The 11944-nt window shown below is 73.3% G+C and carries 13 protein-coding genes; 7 read left to right on the forward strand and 6 right to left on the reverse strand.

Going from position 1 to position 11944, the window contains the following annotated elements; all coding sequences use genetic code 11:
• Window positions 1-20 precede the first annotated feature (20 nt).
• On the reverse strand, window positions 21-770 hold the full coding sequence (locus tag IEY73_RS23820) for an alpha/beta hydrolase-fold protein (protein ID WP_189081530.1): 750 nt from the start codon (window positions 768-770) through the stop codon (window positions 21-23).
• Window positions 771-1003: 233 nt separating this feature from the next.
• Window positions 1004-1750: a CDP-alcohol phosphatidyltransferase family protein gene (locus tag IEY73_RS23825; RefSeq protein ID WP_229716093.1), complete on the reverse strand. Its 747-nt coding sequence runs from the start codon at window positions 1748-1750 to the stop codon at window positions 1004-1006.
• Window positions 1751-1925: 175 nt separating this feature from the next.
• Here IEY73_RS23825 and IEY73_RS23830 point away from each other — a divergent pair, with 175 nt between their 5' ends.
• The 5 genes from IEY73_RS23830 (at window position 1926) to IEY73_RS23850 (ending at window position 6448) form a co-directional block, all read left to right on the forward strand.
• Window positions 1926-2951, forward strand: coding sequence for a zinc-dependent alcohol dehydrogenase (locus tag IEY73_RS23830; RefSeq protein ID WP_189081531.1), 1026 nt, complete (start codon window positions 1926-1928; stop codon window positions 2949-2951).
• Between the two features lie 3 nt (window positions 2952-2954).
• The gene (locus tag IEY73_RS23835) at window positions 2955-3353 is read left to right on the forward strand and encodes a 6-pyruvoyl trahydropterin synthase family protein (RefSeq protein ID WP_189081532.1); all 399 of its coding nucleotides are present in this window, start codon (window positions 2955-2957) and stop codon (window positions 3351-3353) included.
• Window positions 3350-4468 carry a glycosyltransferase family 4 protein gene (locus IEY73_RS23840; protein WP_229716094.1) on the forward strand — a complete coding sequence of 373 codons (1119 nt, stop codon included), beginning with the start codon at window positions 3350-3352 and terminating at the stop codon, window positions 4466-4468. The genes IEY73_RS23835 and IEY73_RS23840 overlap by 4 nt, the downstream gene beginning before the upstream one ends.
• Window positions 4458-5246 carry a class I SAM-dependent methyltransferase gene (locus tag IEY73_RS23845; RefSeq protein ID WP_189081534.1) on the forward strand — a complete coding sequence of 263 codons (789 nt, stop codon included), beginning with the start codon at window positions 4458-4460 and terminating at the stop codon, window positions 5244-5246. Before IEY73_RS23840 ends, IEY73_RS23845 begins: the two co-directional genes overlap by 11 nt.
• Window positions 5247-5335: 89 nt before the next feature.
• Window positions 5336-6448, forward strand: a complete 1113-nt coding sequence (locus IEY73_RS23850; RefSeq protein ID WP_189081535.1) for a lysylphosphatidylglycerol synthase transmembrane domain-containing protein — start codon at window positions 5336-5338, stop codon at window positions 6446-6448.
• A gap of 21 nt (window positions 6449-6469) precedes the next feature.
• On the opposite strand, the gene IEY73_RS23855 is transcribed toward IEY73_RS23850, so the two are convergent.
• Window positions 6470-7159: a RibD family protein gene (locus tag IEY73_RS23855; RefSeq protein WP_189081536.1), complete on the reverse strand. Its 690-nt coding sequence runs from the start codon at window positions 7157-7159 to the stop codon at window positions 6470-6472.
• A gap of 196 nt (window positions 7160-7355) precedes the next feature.
• Between IEY73_RS23855 and IEY73_RS23860 the strand changes: the two genes are divergently transcribed.
• Both IEY73_RS23860 and recQ read left to right on the forward strand, forming a co-directional pair.
• Complete coding sequence (locus IEY73_RS23860; RefSeq protein WP_189081537.1) at window positions 7356-8006, forward strand: GTP cyclohydrolase II; 651 nt, start codon at window positions 7356-7358, stop codon at window positions 8004-8006.
• A gap of 34 nt (window positions 8007-8040) precedes the next feature.
• On the forward strand, window positions 8041-9945 hold the full coding sequence (gene recQ / locus IEY73_RS23865; RefSeq protein WP_189081538.1) for a DNA helicase RecQ: 1905 nt from the start codon (window positions 8041-8043) through the stop codon (window positions 9943-9945).
• On the opposite strand, the gene IEY73_RS23870 is transcribed toward recQ, so the two are convergent.
• From IEY73_RS23870 to IEY73_RS23875, 3 genes are all read right to left on the reverse strand, one after another.
• Window positions 9914-10318 carry a VOC family protein gene (locus IEY73_RS23870; RefSeq protein ID WP_189081539.1) on the reverse strand — a complete coding sequence of 135 codons (405 nt, stop codon included), beginning with the start codon at window positions 10316-10318 and terminating at the stop codon, window positions 9914-9916. The genes recQ and IEY73_RS23870 overlap by 32 nt on opposite strands.
• Window positions 10319-10402: 84 nt before the next feature.
• The gene (locus IEY73_RS34530) at window positions 10403-10510 is read right to left on the reverse strand and encodes an MFS transporter small subunit (protein WP_444543383.1); all 108 of its coding nucleotides are present in this window, start codon (window positions 10508-10510) and stop codon (window positions 10403-10405) included.
• The gene (locus IEY73_RS23875; protein WP_306661531.1) at window positions 10510-11901 is read right to left on the reverse strand and encodes an OFA family MFS transporter; all 1392 of its coding nucleotides are present in this window, start codon (window positions 11899-11901) and stop codon (window positions 10510-10512) included. Before IEY73_RS23875 ends, IEY73_RS34530 begins: the two co-directional genes overlap by 1 nt.
• Between the last annotated feature and the right edge of the window lie 43 nt (window positions 11902-11944).

The following is an 11944-nucleotide window of genomic DNA, read 5'->3' on the forward strand; positions in this document are numbered from 1 at the left end:
GGCTCACGCTCGGGCCCGGCTCACGCTCGGGTCAGCACGCCGCCGAGGAACGCGAACGCCGCGGGCAGGCAGGCCGACCAGTAGTCGAAGTTGTGCCCGCCCCGCCCGTAGCTCGCCCGCGCATCCGGCAGGGCCCGCTCCAACGACCACACGTTGTCCGCGAACCCGTCGCCCAGCCCGCACCACAGCCGCACCGGCACGTCGCGCAGCCGGTCCGCGCCGTCGAAAACGTCGTCCCCGCGCCGCACCGCCGGGGCGAATGCGGCGACGCCACGAAACGCCTGCGGACGGGACACGGCCAGGCTGAGCGCCCCGTGACCGCCCATCGACCAGCCCCAGACGGCGGTCCGGGAGGTGTCGAACCCGCGCTGCCCGCACCAGACGGGCACCTCCGCACGCCACATCCGCTGGTTGTGCGGCACGCCACCGGTCGCCCCGGCCAGCACGAACGGCGCGGCGCCGGCGCGTACGGCGGCGGTCAGGTACCGGGCGAACCCGAACCCCGGGAAGTCGGCCGCGGTGGCCGAGGCGCCGTGCAGCACCAGGCACACCGGCAGGCCGCGGCCGTCGCCGTGACCGGCGGGCACCGCGGTCCAGAAATCCACCTGCACGCCGCGCGCCGCGGACCGGCGGGTCTCCAGGCGTTCGTCGCCCGCGGGCACGTCCGGCAGCACGCGACCCGGCCCGTGACCGAGCCACTCCCGGCCGGCCACCGCCCCCACCACCATCGCCGCCGCCGCACCACCGGCCAGCATCGTCCGTCGCCGCATAACCTCCGCCGCCCCTCCGCCACGTTCCTTGCGAAGGGATCAACGAGCGTCCGCGACCGGCGGTGCTGAACGCGGCGAACCAGGGCAAGCGGCCCAAAGCGAGCGGCCCAAAGCAAGCGGCCCAGAGCAAGCGACCCAGAGCAAGCGGCCCAAAGCGAGCGGCCCAGAGCAAGCGGCCCAGAGCAGGCGGCCCCCATGCGGAGCTCAGGCGCAGGGCCGGACTCAGGGCGGGCTCAGGCCACCGGCACGGGCACACCCGCGGACCGCCCGGACCGGGCCGGGGACGACGCGACCGCCTGCGGGGCGGCGGTGGCGGCTGCTTGCCGCTGACGATGCAGCCAGATCACATCCCGGCCGAAGCTCCACACCAGCGCCGCCAGCGCGCCCGCCACCGCGACCCCGGCCAGCGCCCGCGGCAGCACCTCGGCGGTGGCCACCACCAGCACCACGCCCTGGGTCGCCGCCACCACCTTGCGGGAGAACCGCGGCGGCAGGGTCGCGGTCAGCCACGGCATCGGCCACGAGGCCGCCACGAACACGTACCGGAAGGCGCCGATCGCCACCGTCCACCAGCCGAACATGCCGGCCAGGTGCACGCTCAGCACCAGGATCAGGAACGCGTCGACCTCCATGTCGAAACGGGCGCCCAGCGCGGACGACGAGCCGGTGCGGCGGGCCACCTGACCGTCCACACCGTCCAGTGCCAGCGCCACCCCGACCACGCCGACCAGCAGCGGCACCGGGATCTCGGCCCGGAAACCGGTCACCACCAGGGCCGTCACCGCGCCGACGCCGACCGAGCGGGACAGCGTCACCAGGTTGGCCGGGCCCAGGCGGCGCAGTCCGGCACGGCGCAGCCCCTCCGCCAGCAGCACGGTCAGCACGACGCCGTACGCGACGCCGGCGAGCCACCCCCCGGCGCTGAGGCCGACCGTGGCGGACAGGCCGGCGAGCAGGAGCATGTGGACGGCGAGCCCCACCAGGGGACCCCGGCTCGATCGCGCCGTCACAATCTCTGTACTCAATGTAACCAAGCCTCCCGGTGGCAAGATCGGTTTCCGCGTAGGGTTGCCGCTGTCCCTCCCGAACACGCTGCCGGCGCCTGTTCGGTTCAATCGGCCGGGAACTGCCCGGTCCCCACCGGGAAGAGGTGTCATGGCGGGTCACGCACGCGCCTTTTGGGTGCCGCACCCGGGCAAGGGCGAGATACGCACCACGGAGGTGCCGGACCCCGGCCCGGACGAGGTGCTGGTGCGCACCCTGCACAGCGGCGTCAGCCGGGGCACCGAGACGCTGGTGTTCCGCGGCGGCGTGCCGGCCAGCCAGCACACCGCGATGCGGGCGCCGTTCCAGGACGGCGACTTCCCGGCGCCGGTGAAGTACGGCTATCTCAACGTCGGCGTGGTCGAGGCCGGCCCGCCGGAGCTGGCCGGGCGCACGGTGTTCTGCCTCTATCCGCACCAGACCCGGTACGTGGTGCCGGCGGACGCCGTGACCGTGGTGCCCGACGACGTGCCGCCCGCGCGGGCCGTGCTGGCCGGCACGGTGGAGACGGCGGTGAACGCGCTGTGGGACACCCCGCCGCTGATCGGCGACCGGATCGCGGTGGTCGGCGGCGGCATGATCGGCTGCTCGGTGGCCGGCGTGCTGGCCCGGTTCCCGGGGGCGCGGGTGCAACTGGTGGACGCCGACCCGGCACGCGCCGCGGTCGCCGACGCGCTGGGTGTGCGGTTCGCCCTGCCCGCGGACGCCGACGGCGACTGCGACCTGGTGGTGCACGCCAGCGCCACCGACGCGGGCCTGAGCCGCTGCCTGGAACTGCTCGCGCCGGACGCCACCGTCACCGAGCTCAGTTGGTACGGCGACCGGCAGGTCAGCGTGCCCCTGGGCGAGTTCTTCCACGCCCGCCGGCTGACCGTGCGCAGCAGCCAGGTGGGACAGATCGCACCGGCCCGGCGCGGCCGTCGCACGTACGCGGACCGGCTGGAGCTGTCGCTGCGGCTGCTGGCCGATCCCGGGTTCGACGCGCTGATCACCGGGCATTCCGCGTTCGACGAGTTGCCGCGTGTGCTGCCCGAGCTGGCCGACGGCACACGCCCGGCACTCTGTCACCGCATCGACTATCCGGGCACGCCCGGCAGTACGAACCATCCGGGCACGCCCGGCGATGAGGGAGAGTGATCCTTGTTCAGCGTCACCGTCCGCGACCACATCATGGTCGCGCACAGCTTCACCGGCGAGGTGTTCGGACCGGCGCAGCGGCTGCACGGCGCGACGTTCGTGGTGGACGCCACGTTCCGTCGCGCCGAGCTGGACGCGGACAACATCGTGGTGGACATCGGCCGGGCGCTGGAGGAACTGCACGCGGTGTGCGGCGCGCTGAGTTACCGCAACCTGGATGACGAACCGGACTTCGCGGGCGTGAACACCTCCACCGAGTTCCTCGCCAAGGTGATCGCCGACCGGCTGGCCGACGCGGTCACCGCGGGACGTCTCGGCGCGCAGGCCGCCGGGCTGTCCGGCATCGCGGTGACCCTGCACGAGTCGCACGTCGCGTGGGCGAGCTACGAGCGCACGCTGTGACCGAACCGCCGGCCCCCGATCCGTCGGCCACAGAGCCGCCAGCCAGAGATCCGCTGGCGGTGGTGCTGCCGGCCGGCATCGACGATCCGGCGGCGCCCAGCGGCGGCAACCGGTACGACCGCCGGGTCTGCGACGGCCTGGCCACCCGGCACGACCTGCACGAGATCGCCGTGGCCGGGGCGTGGCCGCAGCCCGCCCCGGCGCACCGCGGCGCGCTGCGCCGGGCGTTGGCCGGGCTTCCCGACGGCATGCCGGTGCTGCTGGACGGCCTGGTTGCCGGCGGCGTGCCGGAGGTGCTGGAGGCCGAGGCGTCCCGGCTGCGCCTGATCACGCTGGTGCACCTGCCGCTGGGTGACGAGACCGGGCTGGAGGCGGCCACCGCAACCCGGTTGCATCGGTTGGAGGGCCGCGCCCTGCACGCCTGCGCCGCCGTGGTGACCACCAGCGCCGCCGCCGCGGAGCGGGTCACCGGCCTGCACGGACTGCCCGCCACTCGGGTGCACGTGGCGCCGCCGGGCAGCGACCGCGCCGCAGCGGCCGTGCCCTCGCCGCGCGGCGCACGGCTGCTCTGCGTCGCCGCGGTCACCCACCGCAAGGGACAGGACGTGCTGGTCGACGCCCTGTCCACGATGGACGATCTGGACTGGGTGTGCCGGTGTGTGGGGGCGACCGACCGGGAACCGGCGTTCGCCGCCGCGCTGCGCGGGCGGCATCCGCGCGTCACCTTCGCGGGCACCCGGGCCGGGGCCGAACTGGACCGCACGTACGCCGAAGCGGACCTGCTGGTCCTGCCGTCGCGGGCGGAGACGTACGGGATGGTGGTCACCGAGGCCCTGGCGCGCGGTGTGCCGGTGCTGGGCAGCGACGTGACCGGCGTCCGCGAGGCGCTCGGCGACGGCGGCGGCCTGGTCCCGCCCGGCGACCCAGGCGCCCTGGCCGCGGCGCTGCGCCGCTGGCTGACCGACGAGGGCCTGCGCACGGCGTGGCGGGGCGCCGCCGCGCGGCGCCGCGCGGCGCTGCCCGGCTGGGACGCCACGGTGCGGGCCCTGGACGACGTGATCTCACCACCACCCACACCACCGCCTGCGGCAGAGGAGGAACACCATGGCCGGTGAATTCAGCGCGAGCTGGCTGGCGCTGCGCGAGCCGGCCGACACCGACGCGCGCTCACGGGAACTGCTGGAACCGTTGCACGCCGGGCCCGGCCCGCTGACCGTGCGGGATCTGGGTTGCGGCACCGGCTCGCTCGGCCGGTGGCTGGCGCCGCGGCTGCCCGGCCCGCAGCACTGGGTGCTGCACGATTCGGACCCGGAGCTACTGGAGCGCGCCGCCGCGACGATGCCGGACCGGGCCGGGGACGGTGCGCCGGTCACCGTGCAGACGGTCCGCGGCGATGTCACCGCGCTGACCGCGGCCGACCTGGCGGACACCGGCCTGGTCGCTTGTTCGGCGTTGCTGGACCTGCTCACCGGGCCCGAGGTGGAGGCGCTCGCCGCGGCCTGCGCCGCCACCGGCACGCCGGCGTTGTGCACGCTGTCGGTGACCGGAGAGGTCACCTTCGACCCCGCCGACGAACTGGACGACGACGTGGCGAGCTGGTTCAACGCGCACCAGCGCCGGGAGGCCGGCGGGCGGCGGCTGCTCGGGCCGGACGCACCGCGGGTGACCGCCGAGGCATTCCGGCGGGCCGGCGCGCGGGTCACCACCCGGCCCAGCCCGTGGCGGCTGGGACCGGACCGTGCCGAACTCACCGGGCAGTGGCTGCGCGGCTGGGTGGGCGCGGCCATGGACCAGCATCCGCAACTCGACCTCGGGCCCTATCTGCAGCGGCGGCTGGACGCCCTGCCGGCGGTCCAGGTGGGTCACGTGGACCTGCTCGCCGAGTTCGGCTGAGCCGGCCGCACCGATTCCCGGCACCTTCGTTTGAACCGTCCGCCCCGGTCCGGCGTACTGGTCGGCAGGAATGACGAAGGGGACGGGACGTGACACGATCGGTCTGGGCCTGGGCGCGGGTGCTCGGCGGCGCCGCCATCATCGGGGTGCTCGCCTGGAAGCTGGGCACCGGCGCGTTCCTGGACGGCCTGCGGGTGGTCGGTCCGGGCACGCTGCTGGCGGCGCTCGCCATCGGATTCGCCACCACGCTGCTCAGCGCCTGGCGCTGGTGCCTGGTGGCCCGCGGTCTCGGCCTGCGGCTGCGCCTGGGTGACGCGATCGCCGAGTACTACCGGGCGTTGTTCCTCAACGCGGCGCTGCCCGGCGGCGTGCTCGGCGACGTGGACCGCGCGGTGCAGCACGGGCGCGACACCGGGAACGTCGGCAAGGGCGTACGGGCGGTGGTGCTGGAGCGCACCGCGGGTCAGATCGTGCTGGTCGCGGTCGGCGTCACCGTGCTGCTCACCGCACCGTCGCCGGTGCGCGGGCATCTGCAGCCGCACGGTCCCGCCCTGGCCGTGGCCGGCGTGGCGGGCGCGGTGCTGCTGGCGGCGGTGCTGCTGGCCGGCCGGCGGCTGGGCCGCGGCGCGTCGCGCTCGGCCACGGCGATCCGGGACGCGCTGGCCGAGATCCGCGCCGGCCTGCTGCACCGCCGCACCTGGCACGGTGTGGCGCTGGCGTCGGCCGGTGTGCTGGCCGGTCACCTGGCCACGTTCGTGGTGGCCGCGCGGGCGGCGGGTTCGGCGGCGTCGTTGCCCCGGCTCGCCCCGCTGATGCTGCTCGCCCTGCTGGCCATGTCCCTGCCGGTGAACATCGGCGGGTGGGGGCCGCGCGAGGGCGTGACGGCATGGGCGTTCGGCGCGGCCGGGCTGAGCGCCGCGCAGGGTCTGACGGTGGCGGTGGTGTACGGCCTGTTCGCCTTCGTCGCCGCGGTGCCCGGCGCGGCGCTGCTGCTGGTCGGCGGAGCGGCGCGGGCCCGGGCCCGCGCCGCGGCACGGGCTGCGGACCGGGCGGTCCCGGCGAGCGCGACGCGACCGGCTCGGGTCGTCGTGGTGGAGAAGGCGCCGGTCCCGGCGTCCCCGGTCGGAGCAGCCCCGGCCGGAGCAGCCCCGGTCACCGCGTCCCCGGTCACCTCGGGTGTGCTGGCCGCCAGTGCCGCGTGATCTCGGGCGCCGGGCCGCGGGTCACCCCACGAAACGGTCGGACAGCGCGTACCGCAACAGCACCACGTCGCCGATCGGCCGGGCCTCGGCCAGCCGGGCCGGCCGGGCCGGGCCCCACGGGAACATTCCGTCGCCGACGAACCGCGGGGCGCGGGAGTCGCCCACGAAGAACGGCGCGATCACCAGGTGCAGCTCATCGGCCAGGCCCGCGGTGAGAAACTGCGTGTGCATGGTGCCGCCGCCCTCCACCATGAGCCGGCGCACTCCCCTGGCGTGCAGGTCGGTGCTCACCCGGCACAGGTCGACCGGGTCGCCGCCGTCGATCACCGTGGCGATGCCGCCGAGCCGGGCGCGGGCCTCGTCCAGCACGCCGGTGGCGCAGTACACCAGCTTGTCGACGTCGCCGTCGGTGAAGAACCGGGCACCGGGGTCCAGATCGCAACGGCCGGTGACGGTGACCTTCACCGGCGTCGCGCCGGCGCCGCGGGCCTGGCGGGCCTGGCGGCGGCGGGCCGAGCGCACCAGCAGGCGGGGGTCGTCGGAGCGTACGGTGGCCGCGCCGACCAGGATCGCGTCGCAGCCGGCCCGGACGTCGTCCACCCGGTCGAAGTCGGCGTCGTTGGACAGCAGCAGCCGCTCCCGCGCGGTGTCGTCAAGATAGCCGTCGATCGACATGCCGCAACTGAGCAGGACGTAGGGGCGTTCCACCACCGATGACGCCTTCCGTTGAGCGACCCGAGACGTCAACAACCACGACGACCGCAAGACCGGTCCACGATAATGCGGACTGCGATTACCGGCACATTGACGGCCTGTTGCGGCATGGTCACGCTGATCTTCGGGCATCCCTGCCCTGGGCTGTCCCTGCCCCGGGGCGGGACCGGTGTTCGTGAAAAGAGGAGAGCCGATGTCAGAGCTACCCGAGGCTACCGTGCGGACACAGGTGACCGTACCGATGCGCTTCTCGGACGGATACGCCACCACGGCGTGCGTGTCGACCTTCGACGGACTCGTCGACGGCAAGGAGCACCTCGCTCTGGGCCTGGGTGACTGGCAGCGGGCGCTGCGCCGGTCCGCGGCCGGCGGGCGGGCGCCGCTGGTGCGCCCGCACAGCGAATGCCTCACCGGCGATGTGTTCGGCAGCCAGCGCTGCGACTGCGGCCCGCAGTTGCGGGAGGCGGCGCAGCGCATCACCGAGACCGGCGGCCTGCTGCTGTACCTGCGGCAGGAGGGCCGCGGCATCGGGTTGTACGCCAAGCTCGACGCGTACGCGCTGCAGGAAGCCGGCATGGACACGTACGAGGCGAACGTGGCGCTGGGCCGCGGCGAGGACGAGCGTGACTACCGGGCCGCCGCGCAGATGCTGCGCGCCCTCGGCGCGGACCGGGTGCGGCTGTTGAGCAACAACCCGGACAAGGCCGGTCAGCTAGACCGGTGGGGCGTGCAGGTCACCGAGCAGATCCCCACCGAGGTGCACCTGTCCGCGGCCAACGTGCGCTACCTCGCGGCGAAGAAGTCGCACACCGCGCACACCATCGACCTGCCGCTGGCCGAGTAGGACCGCCCGGCGCGCCAGGTCCTACTATCGCGGCGTGACTGGCCAACCCACGGCGCCCGGCGCCGCCGATGTCCTGCACCGCGTCTTCGGCTACCGCGAGTTCCGCGGCGATCAGCGGGAGATCGTGGAGCACGTGATCGGCGGCGGCGACGCGCTGGTGCTGATGCCCACCGGCGGCGGCAAGTCGCTGTGCTACCAGATTCCGGCCCTGGTGCGTGCGGGCACCGGCGTGGTGGTCTCGCCGCTGATCGCACTGATGCAGGATCAGGTGGACGCGTTGCGGACGCTCGGGGTCCGGGCCGGGTTCCTCAACTCCACGCAGGATCTCGACCAGCGGCGGGCCACCGAGCAGGCGTTCCTGGACGGTGAGCTGGATCTGCTCTATGTGGCGCCGGAGGGATTGCTCACCCCGGGCACGCAGCGGCTGCTCGACCGCGGCACCATCGCCCTGTTCGCCATCGACGAGGCGCACTGCGTGTCGCAGTGGGGGCACGACTTCCGGCCCGACTATCTCGGCCTGTCGATGCTGCACGAGCGCTGGCCGCAGGTGCCGCGGATCGCGCTGACCGCGACCGCCACCACGGCCACCCGCGACGAGATCGCCACCCGGTTGCGGCTGACGCAGGCGCGGCACTTCACCGCGAGTTTCGACAGGCCCAACATCCAGTACCGGATCGTGCCCAAGAACGAGCCGCGCCGCCAGTTGCTGGAATTTCTCCGCGGCGAGCACGCCGGCGACGCGGGCATCGTCTATTGCCTGTCCAGGGCCTCGGTCGAGCGGACCGCCGAGTTCCTGACCGCACAGGGCATCCCCGCCCTGCCCTACCACGCCGGCCTGGACGCCCGGGTGCGCGCCACCCATCAGGCACGCTTCCTGCGCGAGGAGGGCCTGGTCATGGTGGCCACCATCGCCTTCGGCATGGGCATCGACAAACCGGACGTCCGCTTCGTCGCCCACCTCGACCTGCCGAAGTCGGTGGAGGGCTATTACCAGGAGACCGGGCGCGCCGGGCGCGACGGGCTGCCGTCCACCGCCTGGTTGGCGTACGGCCTGCAGGATGTGGTGCAGCAGCGCAAGTTGATCGACGGGTCGGACGGCGACCTGGCGTTCCGCCGCAACGCGGCGGCGCACCTGGACGCCATGCTGGCGCTGTGCGAGACGGTCTCGTGCCGGCGCGCCCGCCTGCTCGCCTATTTCGGCCAGCCGGGCGCGGACGCGTGCGGCAACTGCGACACCTGCCTGAACCCGCCGCAGTCCTGGGACGGCACGGTGGCCGCGCAGAAGTTCCTCTCCTGCGTGTGGCGGTTGCAGCGGGAACGGGGGCAGAAGTTCGGCGCCGGGCAGTCGATCGACATCCTGGTGGGCAAGCAGACCGAGAAGGTGCGCCAGTTCCGCCACGAGGAGCTGAGCGTCTTCGGTGTGGGCGCGGACCTGCGCGACGCCGAGTGGCGCGCCGTGGTGCGTCAACTGCTGGCGGCCGGGCTGCTCACGGTCGAGGGAGATTACGGCACGCTGGTGCTCACCGAGGCCAGCGACGAGGTGCTGCGCGGCGGACGGCAGGTGATGATGCGCCGTGAGCCGGAACGGGTGCGACCGTCCCGGCCCAAGGCGGCGGCTGCCGCGGCGTCCGCCGAGCTCGCGCCCCAGGCCCAGCCGCTGTTCGACCGGCTGCGCGCCTGGCGTGCGGCGGTGGCCAAGGAGCAGCAGCTCCCGGCCTATGTGATCTTCCACGACGCGACGTTGCGGGCCATCGCGCACCTGCGCCCGGCGACGCTGGATCAGCTCGGCACGGTCAGCGGGGTCGGCCAGAGCAAGCTGGCGAAGTTCGGCCGGCAGGTGCTGGACACGATCACCGAGGACGGCGCCACCGGCACCGAGGACGGCACCGAGGACGGCACCGCCGGCCTCACGCCGGACCGATATTCACCATCCAGTTGACCCCGAAGCGGTCGGTGAGCTGGCCGAACTCGGCGCCCCACACCTGCTTTTCCAGCGGCATGGTGACCGTGCCGCCCTCGGCCAGCTTGGCGAAGTGGTCGCGCAGCGCGGCATCGTCGCCGCTGAGGCTGACGGTGATCGCGCTGCCCTGCGTGGCCGGCCCGCCCGCGGCGCTGTCCGCGGCCATCAGCGTGTAGTTGGCTCCGGTTTCCAGTTGCGCGTGCATGATCTTGTCCTTGACGGCCGGGTCGTCGGCGCCGAACTCGCCGAACGTGTTCAGCGTGAGCTCACCGCCGAACACCGACTGGTAGAACTCCATCGCCTCGCGGGCGTTGCCGGCGAACGCCAGGTAGGGGTTGAGACGCGATCCCATGGCATGCTCCTTCGTCACGGTGTCGCAGACGTCCTCGTGCTGCGTACACCGTGGAAGGTAGACCCACCCCCCGACAATCCGCGGTCAGCCGAACAGCTTCGCCGCGGTTTTCACCGTCTCGATCACCCCGTAACCCAGCAACACGGCCATCAGCAGCCACGACAGCACCAGCCGTACGGTCTGACCGGTCATCACTCGGCCTCCTTCGTCCGCAGCGACGCCCGCTCGGGTTCGTGCAGTTCCTCGGGCACCGGCCGGATCAGCAGGTTCGCCACGAAGCCCACGGCCAGCACGCCCACCATGGTGAACAGAGCCGGACGGTACGCGGCGGCGGTCAGCGTGCCGGGCTTGCCCTGCGCGTCCAGGAACCCGTTGATGATCAGTGGTCCCGCCACACCCGCCGCCGACCATGCGGTCAGCAGCCGCCCGTGGATGGCGCCCACCTGGTAGGTGCCGAACAGGTCTCGCAGGTAGGCCGGGACGGTCGCGAAGCCGCCGCCGTAGAACGACAGGATCACCCCGGCCAGCAGCACGAACAGCGCCGTGGCCGTGTCACCCACGGAGGCCAGCAGCGCGTACAGGACGATGCCGACACCGAGATAGACCATGTAGATCGGCTTGCGACCGATCACATCCGAGGTGGACGACCAGGCGAACCGCCCGGCCATGTTGAACAGCGACAGCACCCCGACGAATCCGGCCGCGGCGCTGACCGACACCGTGGAGGCGCCGCCGTCGCGGAAGAAGTCCTGGATCATCGGGCTGGCCTGTTCGAGGATGCCGATCCCGGCGGTCACGTTGCAGAACAGCACGACCCACAGCAGCCAGAACGACCGGGTGCGCAGCGCGTTGCCGGCGGACACGCTCGCGGTGGTGACCAGGGACCGCCGCTTGACGGCGGCCGGGTCGAAGCCGGGCGGCAGGTAGCCGTCCGGCGGCACGTGCACGATGAGGGCGCCGAACATCATCAGCAGGAAGTACGCCACGCCGAGGGTGAGGAAGAGGCCCACCAGCGCCGGACCGGAGGCGACCGAGGAGGCCACGCTCGGGTCGTAGTCCGCGTCGTACAGCGACATGAGCTGGCGCGACAGCGGGCCGGCGATCAACGCCCCGCCGCCGAACCCCATGATGGCCAGGCCGGTGGCCAGCCCCGGACGGTCCGGGAACCACTTGATCAGCGTGGAGACCGGCGAGATGTATCCGATGCCCAGGCCGATGCCGCCGAGCACGCCGTACCCGAGGTAGAGCAGCCACAACTGGCCGGTGCCGATGCCGAGCGCGCCCACCGCGAAGCCGGCGGACCAGAAGCAGGCCGCGACGGCCATCGCCTTGCGGGGGCCGTTGGCCTCCACCCATGTGCCGCCGAGCGCCGCGGACAGGCCGAGCAGCACGATCGCGATGCTGAAGATCACGCCGATCGCGGTCTGCCCGGTGCCGAAGTGGGCGACCAGGGAGTTCTTGTAGACGCTTGTCGCGTAGACCTGACCGATGCACAGGTGGACCGAGAGCGCCGCGGGCGGGATGAGCCACCGGCTGAAGCCGGCCGGTGCGACCGAGCGCTGACGATCGAAGGCGGACATCACGGACACGCTGGCCCTCCTTATCGAATCATCCCGATGATCATAG

This window comes from Mangrovihabitans endophyticus (assembly GCF_014646155.1).
GTDB classification, from domain to species: Bacteria; Actinomycetota; Actinomycetes; order Mycobacteriales; family Micromonosporaceae; genus Actinoplanes; species Actinoplanes endophyticus.

Excerpts from the sequence above, each read along its gene's own strand:
- IEY73_RS23820 (WP_189081530.1), bottom strand. The coding sequence starts at position 770 with ATGCGGCGACGGACGATGCTGGCCGGTGGTGCGGCGGCGGCGATGGTG.
- IEY73_RS23830 (WP_189081531.1), top strand. The coding sequence starts at position 1,926 with ATGGCGGGTCACGCACGCGCCTTTTGGGTGCCGCACCCGGGCAAGGGC.
- IEY73_RS23845 (WP_189081534.1), top strand. The coding sequence starts at position 4,458 with ATGGCCGGTGAATTCAGCGCGAGCTGGCTGGCGCTGCGCGAGCCGGCC.
- IEY73_RS23860 (WP_189081537.1), top strand. The coding sequence starts at position 7,356 with ATGTCAGAGCTACCCGAGGCTACCGTGCGGACACAGGTGACCGTACCG.
- IEY73_RS23870 (WP_189081539.1), bottom strand. The coding sequence starts at position 10,318 with ATGGGATCGCGTCTCAACCCCTACCTGGCGTTCGCCGGCAACGCCCGC.
- IEY73_RS34530 (WP_444543383.1), bottom strand. The coding sequence starts at position 10,510 with ATGACCGGTCAGACCGTACGGCTGGTGCTGTCGTGGCTGCTGATGGCC.